17 protein-coding genes are annotated in these 19715 nt (G+C 61.8%); 5 read left to right on the forward strand and 12 right to left on the reverse strand.

Annotated elements, in window-relative coordinates; translation table 11 throughout:
• Positions 1–20: 20 nt before the first annotated feature.
• From guaB to tadA, 3 genes are all read left to right on the forward strand, one after another.
• Positions 21–1478 (forward strand): IMP dehydrogenase, encoded by a 1458-nt coding sequence (gene guaB / locus GSQ75_RS07615; protein ID WP_158753969.1) that lies wholly within the window; start codon positions 21–23, stop codon positions 1476–1478.
• A 137-nt stretch (positions 1479–1615) separates the two neighbouring features.
• Positions 1616–3193: a glutamine-hydrolyzing GMP synthase gene (guaA, locus tag GSQ75_RS07620; protein ID WP_158753970.1), complete on the forward strand. Its 1578-nt coding sequence runs from the start codon at positions 1616–1618 to the stop codon at positions 3191–3193.
• A 78-nt stretch (positions 3194–3271) separates the two neighbouring features.
• Complete coding sequence (gene tadA, locus GSQ75_RS07625; protein WP_158753971.1) at positions 3272–3760, forward strand: tRNA adenosine(34) deaminase TadA; 489 nt, start codon at positions 3272–3274, stop codon at positions 3758–3760.
• Between the two features lie 7 nt (positions 3761–3767).
• Here the strand turns inward: tadA and GSQ75_RS07630 are convergent, their stop codons facing one another.
• The 7 genes from GSQ75_RS07630 to GSQ75_RS07660 form a co-directional block, all read right to left on the reverse strand.
• Positions 3768–4607: an NAD-dependent protein deacetylase gene (locus GSQ75_RS07630; protein ID WP_158753972.1), complete on the reverse strand. Its 840-nt coding sequence runs from the start codon at positions 4605–4607 to the stop codon at positions 3768–3770.
• Between the two features lie 9 nt (positions 4608–4616).
• Positions 4617–5516, reverse strand: a complete 900-nt coding sequence (locus GSQ75_RS07635) for a polyprenyl synthetase family protein (RefSeq protein ID WP_158753973.1) — start codon at positions 5514–5516, stop codon at positions 4617–4619.
• A gap of 115 nt (positions 5517–5631) precedes the next feature.
• Positions 5632–7287: a CopD family protein gene (locus GSQ75_RS07640; protein WP_158753974.1), complete on the reverse strand. Its 1656-nt coding sequence runs from the start codon at positions 7285–7287 to the stop codon at positions 5632–5634.
• A gap of 61 nt (positions 7288–7348) precedes the next feature.
• A complete protein-coding gene (locus GSQ75_RS07645; protein WP_158753975.1) occupies positions 7349–7795 on the reverse strand; it encodes a copper resistance CopC family protein in 447 nt (148 codons plus the stop codon).
• Positions 7796–7806: 11 nt separating this feature from the next.
• Positions 7807–8571: a purine and other phosphorylase-like protein, family 1 gene (locus GSQ75_RS07650; RefSeq protein ID WP_254058492.1), complete on the reverse strand. Its 765-nt coding sequence runs from the start codon at positions 8569–8571 to the stop codon at positions 7807–7809.
• Positions 8568–10541, reverse strand: a complete 1974-nt coding sequence (shc, locus tag GSQ75_RS07655) for a squalene--hopene cyclase (protein ID WP_158753976.1) — start codon at positions 10539–10541, stop codon at positions 8568–8570. Before shc ends, GSQ75_RS07650 begins: the two co-directional genes overlap by 4 nt.
• Positions 10538–11704: a phytoene/squalene synthase family protein gene (locus GSQ75_RS07660; RefSeq protein ID WP_158753977.1), complete on the reverse strand. Its 1167-nt coding sequence runs from the start codon at positions 11702–11704 to the stop codon at positions 10538–10540. The genes shc and GSQ75_RS07660 overlap by 4 nt, the downstream gene beginning before the upstream one ends.
• Before the next feature lie 286 nt (positions 11705–11990).
• On the opposite strand from GSQ75_RS07660, the gene hpnA reads away from it, so the two are divergent.
• A complete protein-coding gene (gene hpnA, locus GSQ75_RS07665) occupies positions 11991–12968 on the forward strand; it encodes a hopanoid-associated sugar epimerase (protein ID WP_158753978.1) in 978 nt (325 codons plus the stop codon).
• Positions 12969–12985: 17 nt separating this feature from the next.
• Here the strand turns inward: hpnA and GSQ75_RS07670 are convergent, their stop codons facing one another.
• From GSQ75_RS07670 to hpnI, 5 genes are all read right to left on the reverse strand, one after another.
• A complete protein-coding gene (locus tag GSQ75_RS07670; protein ID WP_158753979.1) occupies positions 12986–13879 on the reverse strand; it encodes a ferritin-like domain-containing protein in 894 nt (297 codons plus the stop codon).
• 39 nt (positions 13880–13918) lie between these two features.
• Positions 13919–14944: a lysylphosphatidylglycerol synthase domain-containing protein gene (locus GSQ75_RS07675; protein WP_158753980.1), complete on the reverse strand. Its 1026-nt coding sequence runs from the start codon at positions 14942–14944 to the stop codon at positions 13919–13921.
• Positions 14945–14946: 2 nt separating this feature from the next.
• A complete protein-coding gene (hpnK, locus tag GSQ75_RS07680; protein ID WP_216840649.1) occupies positions 14947–15786 on the reverse strand; it encodes a hopanoid biosynthesis-associated protein HpnK in 840 nt (279 codons plus the stop codon).
• Between the two features lie 61 nt (positions 15787–15847).
• Positions 15848–17275 (reverse strand): hopanoid biosynthesis associated radical SAM protein HpnJ, encoded by a 1428-nt coding sequence (gene hpnJ, locus GSQ75_RS07685; protein ID WP_158753981.1) that lies wholly within the window; start codon positions 17273–17275, stop codon positions 15848–15850.
• 54 nt (positions 17276–17329) lie between these two features.
• Complete coding sequence (gene hpnI / locus GSQ75_RS07690) at positions 17330–18493, reverse strand: bacteriohopanetetrol glucosamine biosynthesis glycosyltransferase HpnI (RefSeq protein ID WP_158753982.1); 1164 nt, start codon at positions 18491–18493, stop codon at positions 17330–17332.
• A 187-nt stretch (positions 18494–18680) separates the two neighbouring features.
• Between hpnI and mvaD the strand changes: the two genes are divergently transcribed.
• Complete coding sequence (gene mvaD, locus GSQ75_RS07695; protein WP_158753983.1) at positions 18681–19709, forward strand: diphosphomevalonate decarboxylase; 1029 nt, start codon at positions 18681–18683, stop codon at positions 19707–19709.
• Positions 19710–19715 lie beyond the last annotated feature (6 nt).

Here is a 19715-nt window from a genome sequence, read left to right on the forward strand (position 1 = left end):
TTTGCAGCGGGACTTTTCGCATGCGCATCATCGCCGAGGCCCTGACCTACGACGACGTCTACCTAGTTCCGGGCCACTCCATCGTGTTGCCGCGCGATGTGGACACCTCCACGCGGTTCACCCGCAACCTGCGCCTGAACATCCCGATCGTCTCCGCTGCCATGGACACGGTCACCGAAGCCCGCCTCGCCATCACCATGGCCCAGAACGGCGGCATCGGCATCATCCACAAGAACATGACGGCCGAGCAGCAGGCGGCGGAAGTGCGGCTGGTGAAGAAGTTCGAAGCCGGCGTGATCCGCAACCCGATCAGCGTGGAACCGCACACCTCGATCCGCGAAGTGTTGCGGCTGACCCATGCGCACAACATTTCCGGCGTACCGGTGGTCGATGGCGGCAAGCTGGTCGGCATCGTCACCAGCCGTGACCTGCGCTTCGAGCGCAAGCACGACGACCCGGTGCGCAACATCATGACCCGCCACGACAAGCTTGTAACGGTGCGCGAGGGTGCCAGCCAGGACGAAGTGCTGCAGTTGTTGCACAAGCACCGCATCGAGAAGGTGCTGGTGGTCAACGATGCGTTCGAGTTGCGCGGGTTGATTACCGTCAAGGACATCCAGAAAGCGCGCGACAACCCGCACGCCGCCAAGGATCGCCACGAAGCCTTGCTGGTCGGCGCCGCGGTAGGCGTCGGTGGCGATACCGAGCAGCGCGTTGCCGCGCTGGTCGATGCCGGTGTGGATGTGCTGGTGGTGGATACCGCACACGGTCATTCGCAAGGCGTGATCGAACGTGCCGGCTGGGTCAAGAAGCACTACCCACAGGTGCAGGTGATCGCGGGCAACATCGTTACCGGTGAAGCGGCGCGTGCGCTGCTCGATGTCGGTGTCGATGCCGTCAAGGTCGGCGTGGGTCCCGGTTCGATCTGCACCACGCGAGTGGTCGCCGGTGTCGGTGTGCCGCAGATCACTGCGATCGACATGGTCGCCACTGCGCTGAAGGACGAGATCCCGCTGATTGCCGATGGCGGCATCCGCTATTCCGGCGATATCCCGAAGGCACTCGCCGCCGGCGCATCCACCGTGATGCTCGGCTCGATGTTCGCCGGTACCGAGGAATCGCCGGGCGAGGTCGAGTTGTTCCAGGGCCGTTCGTACAAGAGCTATCGCGGCATGGGCTCGATCGGCGCGATGCAGCTCGGCTCAAAGGATCGTTACTTCCAGGACGAAGCCGATGCCGACAAGCTGGTGCCGGAAGGCATCGAAGGTCGCGTGCCGTACCGTGGTCCGCTGCGCAACATCATCCACCAGCTGATCGGCGGCCTGCGCGCCTCGATGGGCTATCTGGGTGCAGCCACCATCGATGACGTGCGTCACAAGGCGCAGTTCGTCAAGGTGACTTCCGCCGGCGTCACAGAGGCACATCCACACGATATCCAGATCACCAAGGAAGCGCCGAATTACCGGCTCAATTCCTGATGAGCCGGGAATGGGGAATCGGGAGTGGGGAATCGTTGAAAAGCGACACCCCCGTTTCCTGATTTTCCCGCGCGCGCCGGATACAGCGAACCGGCTTTTCCATTCCCGATTTTCCATTCCCGATTCCCGGCTCCCCGATGACCAACATCCATAGCGACAAGATCCTGATCCTCGATTTCGGCGCGCAGTACACGCAGCTGATCGCCCGTCGTATCCGCGAGCTTGGCGTGTATTGCGAAATCTGGGCCTGGGATCACGAGCCGGCCGAGATCGCCGCGTTCGGGGCGAAGGGCATCATCCTCTCGGGTGGCCCGGAATCGACCACGCTCGAAGGTGCACCGAAAGCACCGCAGCAGGTATTCGACTCCGGTGTGCCGCTCCTCGGCATCTGCTACGGCATGCAGACGATGGCCGCCCAGCTCGGTGGCGCTACCGAGGCCGCTGATGCGCGCGAGTTCGGTCACGCCGAAGTCGACATCGTGGCGACGAGCCGTCTATTCGACAAACTCAGTGATCATGCCGGCGCGCACAAGCTCGACGTCTGGATGAGCCACGGCGACCACGTCGCCAAGGCGCCGCCCGGCTTCGCAATCACCGGCACCACCGACCGCATCCCGGTCGCTGTGATGGAGAACGAGGCCAAGCGCTGGTACGGCGTGCAGTTCCACCCGGAAGTGACACACACCAAGCAGGGCGGGGCGCTGCTCAAGCGCTTCATCGCCGAGATCTGCGGTTGCGCCACGTTGTGGACCGCCGCCAACATCATCGACGACCAGATCGCCCGTGTGCGCGAACAGGTCTGCGACGATCACGTGCTGCTGGGTCTGTCCGGTGGTGTCGATTCCTCAGTGGTCGCCGCCCTGCTGCACAAGGCGATCGGCGATCGGCTCACCTGCGTCTTCGTCGACACCGGCCTGCTGCGCTGGCAGGAAGGCGACCAGGTGATGGCCACCATGGCCGAGCACATGGGCGTCAAGGTCATCCGGGTCAACGCGGCGGATCGTTACTTCAAGGCACTCGAAGGCGTGGCTGACCCGGAAGCCAAGCGCAAGATCATCGGCGGCCTGTTCGTGGAGATCTTCGACGAGGAGTCGAGCAAGATCACCGCCGACGGCAGCAACGTGAAGTGGCTGGCGCAAGGCACCATTTACCCCGACGTGATCGAGTCGGCCGGCAGCAAGACCGGCAAGGCCCACGTCATCAAAAGCCACCACAACGTCGGCGGCCTGCCGGCGCACATGAAGCTCAAACTGGTCGAGCCGTTGCGCGAACTGTTCAAGGACGAGGTGCGCCGTATCGGCGTGGAACTCGGCCTGCCGCGCGCGATGGTCTATCGCCATCCGTTCCCTGGTCCGGGTTTGGGTGTGCGCATCCTGGGCGAAGTGAAGCGCGAATACGCCGAACTGCTGGCCCAGGCCGATGCGATCTTCATCGACGAATTGCGCAAGGCCGACCTGTACGACAAGACCAGCCAGGCGTTCGCAGTATTCCTGCCGGTGAAGTCGGTGGGCGTGGTCGGTGATGCGCGTGCCTATGAATGGGTGATCGCACTGCGCGCCGTGGAGACCATCGATTTCATGACGGCGCACTGGGCACACCTGCCGTACGAGTTTCTTGGCAAAGTTTCAAACCGAATAATCAATGAGTTACGTGGTGTTTCTCGTGTCGTTTATGACATCAGCGGCAAGCCACCTGCCACGATCGAGTGGGAATAACAAAATCAGCTACTTGCGTGCATCCAGGAGGGCCGGCAAGTTGCCGGCTTTCTCATATTCAGATCACAATTCATTGAAATGACTGACGAAACTACCGAGGTATCCGGAGCATTCTCGACCGCAGACGTGCAGTACATGCAGCGCGCACTGCAGCTCGCCGCGCATGCACGTGACGCCGAGAACGAGGTGCCAGTCGGTGCCGTGCTGGTGCTGGATGGCGAGATCGTCGGCCTGGGCTGGAATCGCAACATCACCTTGCACGATCCAACCGCGCACGCCGAGATCATGGCGTTGCGCGCGGCTGGCGAAAAATTGACCAATCACCGTCTGTCCGGCGCCACGCTTTACGTCACGCTGGAACCTTGCGCGATGTGCGCGATGGCGATGATCCACGCCCGTCTCGGCCGCGTGGTCTATGCAGCGTCTGACCCCAAGACCGGTGCGGCCGGAAGTGTGTTCAACACCCTGACCGACGAGCGCCACAACCACCGCATCGAAGTGGCTGGTGGCTTGCTCGTCGAGGAGTCTGCCAGCCTGCTGCGCGATTTCTTCCGCGCTCGTCGCTGAGTCGCCGCTACAGGAAGGCCAGCGCCTGCGCACAGGATTGCTCGACCTTGAGGCTCAGTAGCGTATCGGCGCGGGTATGCCCGATGTTCACTGCAGCGATGGGCTTGCCGGCGCGCGCGGCGGCATGCACAAAACGGTAGCCTGAAAACACCATCAGCGATGAACCGACTACCAGCACGGCATCGGCGGCGTACAATGCCTGCATGCTGGCATCCACTCGATCGCGCGGCACATTTTCTCCGAAGAACACCACGTCCGGCTTCTGCAGTCCGCCGCAATGGCGACAGGCAGGGATTTCAAAGCTGGAGAAATCCTGCACTTCCAGGTCGGCATCGCCATCCGGTGCATCCGCCGCTTCCAGATCCGCCCAGGCGGGATTCATCTGCAACAGTTCGGCTTGGAAAACGTCACGCGACAGCCGTTGTTCGCAGCCCAGGCAACGCACCACATCCATCCGGCCATGCAGGTCGATCACATGGTGGCTGCCGGCGGCTTGATGCAGTCGATCCACATTCTGCGTCAATAGAAGTGCGAGTTTTCCCTGCTGCTCGAGCCGGGCCAAGGCATGATGTGCGGCATTGGGTATGGCACGTCCAAACCGACGCCAGCCGATGAGGCTGCGTGCCCAGTAGCGCTGGCGCGTAGCCAGTGCACCGACGAATGCCTGGTATGTCACCGGCGGAGAACGCTTCCAGTCGCCCCTGGCATCACGGTAGTCGGGGATACCCGAATCCGTGCTGCAGCCTGCACCCGTCAGCACAAACAGACGATGATGGGCAGCCACAAAATCGGATAGCTGCGCACTATCTGTCACTGTCTCGGATGTAGGAACGACGATGGCCGACATGTGAGGGGGCTAGTGATCGCGCTGCTGGATGTAATCGGCGAGCCACAGCAAAGGTTCTGGATCGCTGGAAACATGGCGGGCGGCGCTGCGTGCTTCATTGAACAAGGCGGCGGCACGATGCTGTGCCTGTTCCAGGCCAAGCACGGAGGGGAAGGTGGATTTGTGCTGGGCCTGGTCCTTGCCTGCAGTCTTGCCCAACGTGATCGTGTCGGCGATCAAATCCAGCACGTCGTCCTGGATCTGGAAAGCCAGACCAAGGCATTTCCCGTACTGGTCAAGCGCCTGCCGAGCGGGGGCAGGTGCCTTCGCTGCAATACCGGCCAACTGGCAGGCGGCGCGAATGAGCGCGCCAGTCTTGCGGCCATGCAACGATTCCAGCTGTCCAATACTCAGCGTGCAGCCTTCCGAGGCCATGTCCACAGCCTGGCCACCGGCCATACCCAGCGAGCCGGCGGCGAGCGCCAGGCCGCTGACCATGCCGACTTTCTGTTCCGCGTCGAGCGCATTGGCATTGGCCAGTGCGCCGAAAGCGAGCGTCTGCAGGGCATCGCCGACCAGGATCGCGGTCGCTTCGTCGTAAGCTTTGTGCACCGTCGGATGTCCGCGGCGCAGGTCGTCGTTGTCCATGCCGGGCAAATCATCGTGCACCAGTGAATAAGCGTGGATGAATTCGATGGCGCAAGCTGGCGGGTCGAGTCGTTCGGGCTCCACTCTCAATGCTTCGCCGCTGGCATAGACCAGCAGCGCGCGCAGGTGCTTGCCGCCGTTGCAGGCATAACGCATTGCTTGATGGAGCCGATCAGGATCAGTATCAACTGACGGCAGATAGGTATCCATGACGTGTTCCAGCCGTTGCAGATAGGCAGGCACACGAGTGTCGAAAGCGGAAACTTCGGAAATCAGGCTCATGGTGCACTCGAGGTAGGCGTCGAGGTGATGGGCATCACTGCATGAATCACGATGGGGAAGAGTCTGGTTGGACAACCGTCGTACAACTTTATCATTGCAGATCTGGCTTTGACCTTCATGCTTCGCGATACCAAAGCAGGATGATGCCGACCAACAAAAAGCACATCGGCCAGACCCAACCGGCGATCCGCCCACCGCGTCCCGGCAAGCGCAGCTCCAGCCAGCGAGCCCACCCCGCCGCCACGCCGGACAGAGCCAGCGGCGTATGCGTCAGTTCGATCAACAGTTGATCCTTGACGTTGGAGATCTGGTGCGTATGTGTCAACAGCATCGCGCCACCGACGGAAACCAGCAACGGAAACACCAGGGCCGCCTTGGGGTTGCGCAGCCGTCCCGTACGCACGGCCCACTCGAACACGCCGAACAGCAGGATCAACAGCACGAAGAACCGATGCTGCGCGACCTCCACATCGCGCCATGCCACCCAGAATCCCTCATTGCCTAGTGGCCATACTTCGGGGTCCGAACGCACCAGCAGAAAGGCGGCCAAGGCGAGGAACAGCAATGGCCAGTGCTTTGCCCATCCGACTCCGGCGCGATTGAGCAGGGCCAGCAAGCCGATCAGCAGGACGAAAATGCCGGCCCAGTGGTGGTTGTATTCCGACCAGGCGATGTCCTGCGCATTGCGCGGTGCCAGGATGCCGGAACCCGGCACGATGGCGAGTGCGGCGGCTTGGTGGGAGTGCGTTGCTTCGCTGTCCAATTGCGCTTGCAATTGCGAAACGGCAAGCTGATCGTGGTCAGGCGAGCTGAGCCGTGGCCACGCTGGTGCGTTGCGTACCGCGATCTCGTGCAGGCTGACACGATCAGTCGTGAGATCGACGGCCGGTGGTACAGACGTCAGCGACGCGGCGGCGAAAAAGATCGTGAAGCCGATGCCGATCTCGATCTCGGCGAAGCGGCGCAAGCGAATTACTGGCGCGTCCTGCTGCTTGCGCAGCCGCTCGGTGACCAGGAAATTGCTGAAGCCGAGTGCGAGCAGGGCGAGGAACATGGCGATCTTGGCGCCCACCATGACACCGTAGGCGGTGCCATAGAAACCCTGCAGGCTGCCGATGTAGAACACACTCATGGTGGCGCCGGAAACCACGATGCAACCCACGCCGATCATCGACATCCGCGAAAAACGCGAGCCGACCCGTCGCCAGCCGTCGGCGTCATGCAGTCGACCGAGCGCCATCACAAAGCATGGAATGCCGCCGATCCATATCGCCGCGCCGAATTGGTGCATCCCTTCCACCAACAGCAGCAGGGTGTTGTCACTCAAGCGCGCATAAGCATGCGTGGTGAACGTGGCGGCCGTCAGTTCCACTGCGCATAGCAGCAACGCAAGCAGCGCTGCCGCGCGCGAGGTCGAAAAACGTGCGCTCAGGCAGGGAATCAGCAGTAATGCACAGAGAATCTTGACCGCACCTGCGATGGCAAAGGAGGCCTGGATCACGTTGCTGAAAGGCAGATCCACCGTGGCCATCAGCACCGCAATCTGCAGCGCGTTGCCGGCAAGCTCGGCCAGAATCAGGCCGAGCGCGCTGAACATGGTCAGGCGCGCTACGCGTCGTTCCAGATCCTTGCCTTGCGACAGCACACCAGCGAACGGGCGCAGCAGGAAAACCAGGAACATCACGCCACCCAGGCTCATCGATTGGGCAACGATGACCAGGCCGTGCAGGATGATGCTGAGGTAGCCGAAGATATCGACGAGAAGGGTCACGAAGAATCGCTCTGGCTAGAACTACGAATACGCGGGTAATCCGTTCGAAGGCGCCGCCGGGTCAAGGCTTCGCGATGACAGTGAAAGGCACATCGCCACGGGTGATGTGGCCATCCAGCGCAAGCGCCTGCCAGCGGATCACATAGGCGCCCGGTGCAAGTTCGGCGCCGCTGTCCAGTTCGTTGAGCCTGCTGTCGGAAGCAATGGGCAAGACCGTTTCGCTATGGTCGGGTCGTATCAGCGTCAGTCGCGAACGACTCTGGTCGATCTTGCTGTTGTACTTGAAGGTCAGCGCCACATGGCCCGCGGGCAACGTGCCGTTAGGCTTCGGTGTGCTGTCGACCAGGATGGCATGCGCGGATACGGACATGCTGGTGAAGGCGCAAGCCGCAATGAACAACAAAATTCCGAACCGATGACGAATGAACATGAGGCTGTTCTCCGCTGAAGCATGGCTGCTAAGGGTGGCGATGCAAACGGTTAGCTCATTATAGGCATTGAATGTCATGCCTTACGTTTTCACGTTGAACGTGGTGTGACGGCGAGCCATTTATCCCAGCCCAATGCGGGCGATGCAGCTTCGCCTGCAGCGCGCAATGTTCGTAGGGCTTGTGACATGCGTTTATGCAGGTCAGGCAGGTGGGCTAATAGCGACGGATGACGGCCCAGGCTCGCCATCAATCTGAGCAGTCGTGGGCGCCCCCACGCATCGACGCTCGCATGCAGCGCGGCGGGAACCGTGTCATGCAGTTCGTCGATGATCACACGCAGCACCACAAACGGCAGACCGTGATCTCTGGCGATTTCGGCGACGGCAGCACTTTCCATATCTACAGCAGCCGCTGCATAGCGGTCGCGTGCCGCCGTTTTCGCCGCTGTCGTCAGCAAGGGCATCGGCATACTGAGCAGCTTCCCGGTTTCCAGTATGGGCAGCGTCGCTGCGCCCAGCTGTTGCAGCAGGCTGAGGCGCCAGGTGGGATCGGGTGCGTAGCCTTGGCCGTTGTCGTCGAGAATCCGCTCCGGGCAAAACAGCGTTCCGCTGCGCAAGCCGGAATCCAGTGCGCCAGCGACACCGAACACCGCCAGGGCCGTTGCACCACTATTGGCGAGAGCTTGTGCTGCGTTCCGCGCGGCAGCCGGTCCCATGCCGCTTAGCCACAGACCCGCACCGCCTGCGAGCGGAATGATGCGCCCGGAATGTACCTTGCGCGTCGTCAGCGCCCTGGCTTCGGACGCCAGCGCCACGACGATACCTACCGAGCTGACCAGCGTCGGTTCGTTCAAGGCTCAGCCAGCCGTAATAGTTGTCGATAGCGAGCCAGTGTCCATAGCGGGAAATACGCCGCGTAGCCGTGGTACTTGAGGTAGTACACGCGCGGAAACCCTGGTGCGTTGTGCGAGGGGTGCGACCACAGGCCATGGGCTTGCTGATCCGCGAGCAGGAAAGCGATGCCGCGCCGCACCGAGTCGGAATGCACCTCACCCATGGCGAGTTGGCCCAGTACCGCCCATGCGGTGGAATGAGGCGTGCTGACGTTGTCGTTGGTGCCGCGCAAGGCTGGATCGATGTAGCTGTCGTTGGTCTCGCCCCAGCCGCCATCATCGTGCTGTCGCGAGCGCAGCCAATCGATCGCTTTGCGGATATACGGCTGCTGCGGATCCTCGCCGGCCAGAGCAAGGCCACCGAGTACGCTCCACGTACCATAGATGTAGTTGCTGCCCCAGCGACCCCACCAGCAGCCGTCGGCTTGCTGGGTCGCGCGCAGATAGTCGATGCAGCGACGGATACTGTCACGATCCTGCTCGCGTGCGAGTACGCACAGGCTGGCCAGCACGCGGCCGGAAACGTCCTCGGTCGGCGGGTCCAGCAACGCACCGTGATCGGCGAACGGAATGGCGTTGAGGTAGTAATGGGTATTGTCGGCATCGAAAGCGGCGAAGCCGCCGTTCTTCGACTGCAGCGCGATCATCCAGTCGGCGGCGCGATCGGTGTTGATGCGGTGGCGATCGGGTTCCGCGCGATGACGGTCCTGTATGTGCAGCAAGGCGGCGATCACGGCCGTGTCGTCGATGTCCGGGTAAAACGCATTGGCGTACTGGAAGGCCCAGCCACCGGGAGCTACGTCCGGCGCGCGTGCCACCCAGTCGCCTTTGTGTTCGAGTTCTTGTTTGGCGGTCAGCCAATCGCACGCGCGCGCGATGGCCATCTGCGTCGATGCATCGTTGCTGGTGTGCATCAGTGCAAGCACGCTCCAGCCGGTGTCCCATATCGGCGAAACGCAAGGCTGGCAATAGGCTGAGCCATCGTTGCGATGGACGACCAGCTTCTGCAGCGAGCGCAGACAGGCTTGCCGCGCCGGATGATCCTTGGGATAGCCGAGCAAGGCCATCGCCTCGTAGCAGTTGACCATTGGCGGGAAAATCGCGCCAACGCCATCCTCGCCGTTTACGCGTGGCAGGAACCATGCCTCGGCCTCGCGAACCGCGCGTTGCCGCAAACGCTTCGGCATCCATCGATCAAGTGCGCGACCGACTTTGTCCAGCGCCAGGAACGCGCGATTCAGTGCGCCGCCGCGGAGAAAATAGTGCCGCTCCTGCTCCGGCGGCGTGACGAACAGTTCGCGCACGCCAACCTTGTGCGGATTGATCGCTTTCGCCTTGAGCGTACACAAAATCGTCAGCGGTACGGTGGTCGTGCGTGCCCAGTAGGAGATCTTGTCGATATGGAAAGGCGCCCAGCGCGGGAGCAGCATGATCTCGACCGGAACGTAGGGTACCGCGCGCCACGGCACCTGCTCGAACAAGGCCAGCAGAATCCGGGTGAACACGTTGCACCTGGCCGCACCGCCATGTGCCAGCACGACCTCACACGCTCGACGCATATGCTCTGCGGCGGGATCGTCGCCAGCAGCCTTGAGCGCGTAATAGGCTTTCACTGTGCACGAGAGATCGAGCGCCCCGCCGTGGTACTGCGACCAGCCGCCGTGGCCGTCCGTTGCCTGGATGGCACGCAGATAACGTGCCATCTTTTCCTGCAGCAGGCCGTCGATTTCATCCATGTAATGCATCATCAGGATGTATTCGGCGGTGATCGTGCAGTCCGACTCCAGCTCGAAGCACCAGTGTCCGTCCTGCCGTTGCTGCGCCAGCAAAGCTACGCGTGCGCGTTCAACAGCCTGGTTCAGACGCGCAGCTTCGGTTTCCCGAATGAAGCTGATGCGGGCGGCCGAAGCGCTGGGTGAAGACGGGTTCATCGCTGTTGTACGTCTTTGACGTCCTCGAGCTCGTACCAGGTGGCTTCAGTGAGATAAGGGATATTGCTTTTTGGCCACGCCAGACCGGCACTTGCTGGTTCGCTCCATTCCGCAGCCAGTGGCGTAAGCGGCAATTGGCGCGCGGCCATGGCAAACATCCAACGCAAACTCGAATTGTATTTGCTGGCCAGTTTGATGAGCACGATGGTACCGGCCACCGCGTTGTGCGAAACCTTTACCTGGGTGCCGGAGGAAAAGTCGAGGTTGTCCTGCAGATTGCGCAGCGTAAGTACCGCCAGGCCTACGGACCACAGGCAGAAACGGCGTATTCCGGCATGCCGGGCAGGGATGAGCAGTGTGTACTCAAGTGCGCGCTGCAGATGCGAATGCGCCACGCCGATGAGTTCGCTCAACGCACCGGCGTAGTTGGTGTCCTGCTGGCCGGCCTGCAGTTCCACAAGGCGCACGTTACGCTTCGCGAATACATCCTGCGGCAGCCAGCAGGCGCCGTGGCTGCGGTCCTCCCACTGATCCTTGAGGATGTTGGTCATCTGCAGGCCCTGACCAAAGGAAACCGCCAACCGCATCATGCTCTCGCGGTGCATTGCCAAGGTCGGTTCGAAGTCGATGAACAGCTCGGTCAGCATTTCGCCCACGACACCGGCGACGCAATAGCAATAGCGATCCATGTCGCGCAATGTGTCCAAGCCTTGCAGGCCGACACCACGCTGGAAATCGTACATGCCGTGGGACATCACTTTCAGGCAATTTACGATGGCGGCTTGCTGCACCGGCTTCAAGGTCCGGGTTACCTGGAGTACCCATGGCAGCCCGCGTACCAGATCGTGCTCGGCTTCCAGCGTCTGCGCCGAAAGCAGCGGACTCAATTCTGCAGCGAAGCGCTGTGGATCAATGCGGCCAGTCACTGCATCGACGAAAGCGTCCTCGTGATGGCGCTTGTCTTCGGCCGAGAGCGTGGGTTCGTCCTCGATGGTGTCGGCGATGCGACACAACAGATAGGCATTGGTTACCGCAACGCGCAGTGCCGGCGGCAATTGCGGGATGGTCAATGCGAATGTCCTGGACACCTTCGGCAGGATGCTGTCCTGATAGGCAAAAGCATCGTTTTGCAGTGCCGCGGTGACATGGCGAAATTCGGTCATGGGCGTGCCTCGGCCTGCCTGGTTGTTTCATACCGAAAATGGGCGAACGGAGAATGCATGTACAGGGAGGAAGGCGTGCGGGATGCACGCCATGCCAGGTGGATGGGCACGCAGCTGGCAGATGGTAACAAGCATGGCTGCCGTGCTTCAGTGGTGACGATAGCTTCGTTCATCATCAGCATTGCGAGTGCTTAGTACATAATTGCATTATGACTGCTTACTCAAATATCTGGCCAGTCTCGACGTACGAGTACGAGTCGGCAACCATCTCTCGGATGAAGTTGCCGTGAAAGCACTGGTTACCGGCGCCACCGGTTTTGTCGGCTCGGCGGTGATGCGCCGACTATTGTTTGATGGACACCAAGTTCGCGTGTTGGTGCGAGCGATATCGGATCGCCGCAATCTGCAAGGCCTCGATGTGGAAGTGATCGAAGGTGACCTTGGCCAGACTGCCTCGTTGCTGCCGGCGTGCGATGGTTGCGATGCGTTGTTCCATGTAGCAGCCGATTATCGGCTGTGGGCGCCTGTCCCCGAGGAGCTCTATCGCACCAATGTCGAGGGCACCCGCGCCATTCTGGAAGCAGCCAGGCGGGTCGGGGTGCCGCGCATCGTCTATACCAGTAGCGTGGCTACCTTGGGCATTCCCAAGGACGGCAGCTTGGGGGACGAGAGCACGGCAGTGGCGCTGGGCGACATGATCGGACACTACAAGCGTTCGAAATTTCTCGCGGAGGAAGTGGCCAGAACCTTCGCCGCCGAAGGCTTGCCGATCGTGATCGTCAATCCTTCGACACCACTGGGTCCGCACGACATCAAGCCCACGCCTACCGGGCGGATCGTGCGTGACGCGATCGCCGGCCGCCTGCCGGCCTATGTCGAAACCGGCCTCAACATCGTGCACGTGGACGATGTGGCCGAAGGGCATTGGCTGGCGTTCCAGCGTGGCAGGGTCGGCGAGCGCTACATCCTTGGCGGATTCAATCTGGGCCTGCGCGACGTGCTGATCGAGATCGCGGATCTCGCCGGACGTTCACCGCCAAAAATACGCTTGCCGCATGCGGCCGTGATGCCGGTGGCGTATGCGGCCGAGGCATGGGCGCGATTGACCGGAACGAATCCGATCGCCACGGTGGAGGAGGTGCGCATGTCGAAAAAGCGTATGTTCTTCTCCAGTGCCAAGGCCGTGCGCGAACTCGGTTACGCACCGCGTCCGGCGCGCCTGGCGCTGGAAGATGCCGTGCAATGGTTCAGACAACAGCGATGACTGATCGCCGCTGACGCTCAGCGCACAAAGAAGTGCGCCAGGCGGGCCATGCGTGGCACGAACGTGGGGCGCAACAGGCGTGGATCGTAGCCGTGCATGCGACGCTGGTCTTCGACGAGGCACAGTTCCAGCAGTTCGCCGAGTTTGAGGTCCAGGCCGATTTGCTGATGGCCGGTGATGGCGAAATTCGCATCCTGCATCTCGCCCTTGCTGTCCAGGCCCTTGGCGATACCGATGCGCTCCCAGATCAGGAAGGCCCATACCCGCAGAACCTTGAGCGAGTAAAGTGGACGCCGCCACCAGGGTAATTGCCGGCGATACCATGCCGTCCAGTTGGCGAAGAACAGAATGTGGCGAGCCTCCTCCTGGATCACCGGCTCGAAAGTTTCCACCAGCTCCGCCGGAAAATAGCCGGTGCGCTTGGCCGATTCGAACAGGCCGAAGGCAAAGAAACTGTCGATGCATTCGCTGTAGCCGGTGACCATCCAGCCCCACTCGGGATCCTTGGGCACCTCGTATGCCGGCTCGGGTGCTAGCGCTATACCGTAAGCTTCGACCAGCTTGCTGAGCACGACCTTGTGACGCGCTTCTTCGCCGCCGTCCATGATAAGTGCTTCGTGCAGCATCGGGTCGGTTACCTTGTTGGCATAGGTTTCGACGCGCAGCATGGCGCGCCCCTCGGTCTGTACAGCGATATCCCAGATCGGCAATGAGGTGATGCGCTGCAGGGTCTCCGGACTCAACTTGGGCCACACCAGAACCGCCGGTTTGTAGGGGTTATGCGTATCCAGCAGCATGCGACAGAACAGCTGTTTATGTGCGTCCGAACCGATCTTGATACGACCGGGTTCGGCACCCAGCCAGTTACGCATGGAGTAGTCCGCGGCAGCTACGGCGTCTTGGTTCGACATCGGAAACCTCGTCTCTTCAATGCATGGCCATGCGTTGCGTCATACGTCGCGGGTATTGGACAGCCCGGACGATGTTCCGTTTCGCCACCCGGCCCGCAGTCTGCGCGCTTCGGCCCACTGCCAGGAAATCAGGGCAGGTATGCCGAATGCCACCTCGCGCATGCGCTTGACCAGGGATAGCGCGATGCTCGCCTCGGCAGGCAGGCCGATCATATGGCCGAACAGGACCAGGCCTCCTTCCTGCACGCCCAATCCGGCCGGTACCACAAAGATGATGTGGCGCAAGGCTTGGGTCACTGCCTCGATGGCGATGGCGTCCCATACGCTGATCGGATAGCCCAGCAGCCGCAGCGCCAGCCAGCTTTCGAAGCTGCCGACCAGGAAACCAAGAAACTGCCAGGCGCCGGCGGCAAGCAGGCGCAATGGCTGAGCGTAGAGCGCGCGGACCTCCAGATCCAGTCGCGTGCCGTCGATCAGCTCGGTCAGCCGCGAGCGGCCGCCCAGCAGTTTCTCTGCCAAGGATTCCAGCCGTGTGAACACTTTGCCGTGACGCAGCAGCACGATCAGGAAGATGGGCAGCGGCAGGCTGGCGATCAGCGCGGTCAGCACCGAACTCAGGGTGCCGATGTTCTCCGTCATTTCGATCAATAGCACGATGCCAAGCGCCGTGAACAAGTACTGATTGATCAGGGTCAGCAGCACTTCGATGATCACACTCGCGGCAACGGCGGCGCCATTGATGCCGCGCCATTTGACCAGGCGGATGCCGATGATCTCGCCCCCGATGTTGGCCACCGGCAACAGGCGATTGCTCGCTTCGCGTATCGCCGCAATCCAGAACAGTATCGGGATGGTGGCTTGCCGCTCCGGATCGCGCGGCGCCAGCAGCACACGCCAGCCGAACACATCGAGCAGCAGCGGCAGCGCATGAAACGGCAGCAGCCACAGCAAGGTCCAGCCCGCGTGATCGATCGTGCTGCAAATCGTGGACCAGCCCTCGTGCACCACCAGCGCAATGGCGGCGGCCAGACCCAGCAGGCCAGCGAGGTAACTGAGCCGTTTCATGTTCATACGGGTATCGCCGCTGGATCGGCGAAGCCACGACAGAGCAGGTAGCGCTCGGCGATCGTGTCGCGTACGCGCAGCGACAGCAGGGCGGCCAGTTCGTCGGCGTGCCGGTAATCGGCCATGCTGGCGACCAGTCCCACGTGCGTCGCCGGGTGCAGATACAACTCCGAAAGGCCGTCCGGCAGAGCGCGCAAAATATCGAGCAGTGCGGCTTCATCCATGCCGCCGCTATGCCGGATGCCAAAGACGTGATCGTTGTAGACGATGCCGGCTTTATCCATGCGTCGACGCATCAGTGCCAGCCAGGGTCGCAGCCATGGCCCCATGCCGGGCTCCGCGGGCAATCGTACCGCCCGCAGGCCGAATTCCCGGCCGATGGATAGCAACAGCGAAAAAATGGTGGGATGCATGTGGAAGTGCTTGTGCGCATTGACGTGGTCGAGCGGCAGGCCTGTTGCGGCAAATGCCTCGAACTGGGCACGTATCTCGGCGGCCAACTGACGCCGCACGCGAGGCAGGAAAAAGAAACGGAAGCCATTGCGCACCATGGCGTCATTAAAGCGGCCGCGCACATCGACCAGATCGGGAATGCGCGTGGGCGGCAGTACCGCCTGGCCGTCGGCGAGCACCAGATGCAGGCCGACGGCCAAGCCGGGAAGTCGTCGGGCCCGCTCAACAGCGTCGGTCACTGCAGGCGCCGCGACCATCAGGCTGGCCGCGCGCAGCACGCCCTCCCGATAGCCGCGTTCGACGGCTTCGTTGACGGCTTCATGCAGCCCGTAGTCGTCCGCGGTGACGATCAGGCGCGGACGGATCGTCGTGGCACGCCGGGGCTGCACGGTCGTCTACACCCGCAGAGCGAACGATAGGCCGGATGGCGAACTCACCGCGCCGGTCCGCTCAAGCCTCGTGTGCGCGCAGGAAGCGGAAGAATTCCACGCCCTCGCGCAAGCGGCGTTTCATCATGTCCCAGCTCGCCAGCATTTCCTTGACGATCTCCCAGATCTTCGACGGACGGAAATAGAAGCTCCTATAGAACTTCTCCACGCCGTGGTAGATGTCTTCTTTGGACAGGTGCGGGTAGCTGATCAGCGCGAGCTGCACGCCCTTGTCGTTGACCAGATGCACCGCTTCGTTCTCCTGCAGCCAGCCGCTCTCGATCGCCTGCTTGTACAGCGTGGTGCCGGGGTAGGGCGCCGCTAGCGACACCTGGATCGTGTGCGGGTTGATTTCCTTGGCGAACTGGATCGTCTTGTCGATCGTTTCCTTGGTCTCGCCGGGCAAGCCGAGGATGAAGGTGCCGTGGATGGTGATGCCGAGTTTGCGGCAGTCCTCGGTGAAACGGCGCGCGATGTCGGTGCGCAGGCCCTTCTTGATGTTGTGCAGGATCTGGTCGTCGCCGGACTCGTAGCCCACCAGCAGCAGGCGCAGGCCGTTGTCTTTCATGATCTTCAGCGATTCGTACGGCACATTTGCCTTGGCGTTGCAGGACCAGGTCATGCCGAGCTTGTTGAGACCTCGCGCTATCTCGTGCACGCGCTCCATGTTGGAACTGTCGGTGAAGGTGTCGTCGTCGAACATGATCTCCTTGACCTCAGGCATGTTCTCCTTGATCCACTTCACCTCGGCGATGACGTTCTCGGCCGAACGCACGCGGTAGCGATGGCCACCCACGGTCTGCGGCCACAGGCAGAAGGTGCACTTCGAACGGCAGCCGCGCCCGGTGTAGATTGATACGTACGGATGCTTGAGATAACCGATGAAGTAGTTGTCGACCTTCAGATCGCGCTTGTAGATCGGCGCCACGAAGGGCAGATCATCCATGTTCTCGATCATCGCGCGCGAAGGGTTGTGTTGCACGCTGCCATCGAGGAGTTTGTAGCTCAAGCCGTTGATGTCCTTGAGCGGGCGGCCTTCGGCGACTTCCTTGCAGGTGTAGTCGAATTCTTCGCGGGCGACGAAATCGATCGCCGCCGAGGCGGTCAGTGATTCGGTTGGATTTACCGCCACCTTGGCGCCGACCATGCCGATCAGCATGTCCGGTTTGCGGGCCTTCAGCAACTCGGCAAACTTCGCATCGGTAGGGAAGGACGGCGTGCTGGTGTGGATGATCACCAGCTCGTAGCCTTCGGCGATGCGCAGACTTTCTTCGACCGTGAGTTCATCCGCAGGAGCATCGAGCACACGCGAATCCGGCACCAGTGCGGCCGGCTGCGCCAGCCAGGTTGGATACCAGAAACTCTTGATCTCGCGCTTGGCCTGGTAGCGCGAACCGGCGCCACCGTCAAAGCCGTCGAAGGAAGGGGCCTGCAGAAAAAGCGTTTTCATAGGACTGGAAGCTCCTGCGGAAACACGGACCAATACCCATCTACATCGAATTACTCAGGAAGACGACGCGGGACCGTCGCCCCGCGCATGCAGCACCTGACCATGCCATCTTACGCGCCAACCGGTCAGGGCTGCAGCCCACTCCAGCAACGATAGACCATCGCGAAGGGGAATCAGCAGAACTTCGTACCATGGCAAGGCCGCATGACTGGATGGCCGTTGCGAAATATTCAGCAAGATCCTGGCGCAGCCACCCACCACCGCAAGGCCTGCGGTCCATGCGCCGGGTGCCAGGACCACGCCCAGCAAAAGCATCGGCGACGTAAAGCAGACAAAGCTCATGGCAAAGCCCAGCGGGGCTATCGCCCGTATCGTGCGCAGCCAGCGTAACTCGTGCGCCCACAGCGCGGGCAGATGCGTTTCGCTGACATCGGTGCCAACAACCATATCCGAGAGCACCGTGCGCAGTCGGAGTTGTCGAGTCAGTTCGCCCAGCCAGAAATCGTCCGCCAGCGTATCCCGCAGCGCCTCAAAGCCGCCGATGGCTTGCAAGGTATCGCGGCGCAATGCGATGGTCGAGCCGAAGGCGAAACGCGTCGAACCGAAGGCGTGTGCCAGCCGGACCGATGGCGCGAACCAGTCGTCGATGAATAGACGGCCAACGCTTGCCCAGATTCCGTGTTGCGCGATACCACGGTAAAGACAGGTGACGATGCCCACGTCAGGTTCCGCCAGAGGGCCAGTCACGCGCACCAGATAATCCGCCGGTACGCTGATGTCGCTGTCAGCGAGCACCAGCCAGTCGTGCCTGGCATGCGGCAGCATGTTCATGAGGTTGCTTACTTTCAGGTTTGCGCCGTATATGCGCGGATCGACCACAAGGGTGATGACGAGCCGCGGGAATTCCGTGCGTAGCTGCCGCACGACAGTGATGGCCGGATCTTCCGGCTCGCGCACGCCTAATACCAGTTCGTAATCGGGGTGCGCCTGCAGGCAGAAGTCGCGCAGGTTTTCATACAGCCGCGGTTCGGCCCCATGCAACGGTTTGAGTACGCTTACGGGCAACAGGTGGGGAATGCTGTTGTCGCCGGACGATGAAGACCGAGCACGGGGGCTTTTCAGTACGGCACACAAGGCAGCGCAGGCGTAACCGGCTGCGGCCGTGCTCAGTCCAGTACCGAGCCAGTAAATGCCATCCATAAGTGCGCCTGTAGTCATGCCTGCTTATGGTATAGCCGAAATATTTGGCTTAAAGTCGGCCGGTGAGCCAAGCGAAAGCACAGCCTGGGCATCGTCTAACCGGTTGGTTGCGACATTGCCGGAGCGGAGCCCGATACATCTGCCTCGTGCGGGCAACGCTTGGTCGGCGCAGCGCATGTAACCGACTCTTGCCGCAGCCATGCCCATGAATCCTGAACCGCATGCGGTCGCGCTCGGTGAATACCATGCCGCAGCACAAGCTCAGCCCAATATTGCCCTGGTCAAATACTGGGGCAAGCGCGATGCTGAACTAAATTTGCCGGTCGTCGGCTCCATCTCCATCACGCTGGACAGTTTGTGGACGCGAACCGAAGTGCGCTTCGTGCCGGGGGCGGTACAGGATCGGGTCAGTCTCAATGGCCGCAGCGATGAGTCCGTGACGAAGCGGGTGGTTGCCTGCCTCGATCTGCTGCGTCAGCGCGCACATATCGACTGGGGCGCGGTGGTCGACAGTCGCAACAATTTTCCCACGGCTGCGGGTCTGGCTTCCTCCGCCTCCGGGTTCGCCGCGCTGGTATACGCGGGCGGGCGGGCACTGGGTCTGGAGCTAAGCGAGGCTGAACTATCGATATTGGCGCGTCGCTGCTCTGGATCGGCAGCGCGTTCGGTATTGGGTGGCTATGTCGAGTGGACACGCGGACAGCTGGCGGACGGCAGCGACTCGGCCGCGCATCCCATGCTGGCAGCGGATGCATGGCCCTTGCGCGTGGCGGTAGCGATTACTTCTACCGCGGCCAAGCAGGTGGGCTCCAGCGAAGGGATGCGTCGCACTGCGCAGACATCCCCGTTCCAGGCAGCCTGGATCGCGACGCAGGAAACCGATCTGGCTGCGGCGCGCAGCGCTATCCTGACGTGCGATTTCGATGCCCTGGCGCTTGTTTCCGAGCATAGCTGCCTCAAGATGCATGCGCTGGCCATGGCGGCCCAGCCAGGGCTGCTGTACTGGAATGGAGCCACGGTGGAATGCATGCACCGTGTGCGCACGTTGCGTCAGCAGGGACTGCCCGTGTTCTTCACCGTCGATGCGGGACCGCAGTTGAAGGCCGTTTGCGCACCGTCGGCGATCGAGAAGGTTAAAGCAGCCCTGCGTGAGGTTCCTGGCGTACTCGATGTACTCGACTCCGGACTTGGCGCAGGCGCGCACGCCATTGCCCTGGGGGCGCTGGAGGCATGATGGAAC

The sequence above is a fragment of the Dyella sp. S184 genome, assembly GCF_009766065.1.
GTDB lineage: Bacteria > Pseudomonadota > Gammaproteobacteria > Xanthomonadales > Rhodanobacteraceae > Rhodanobacter.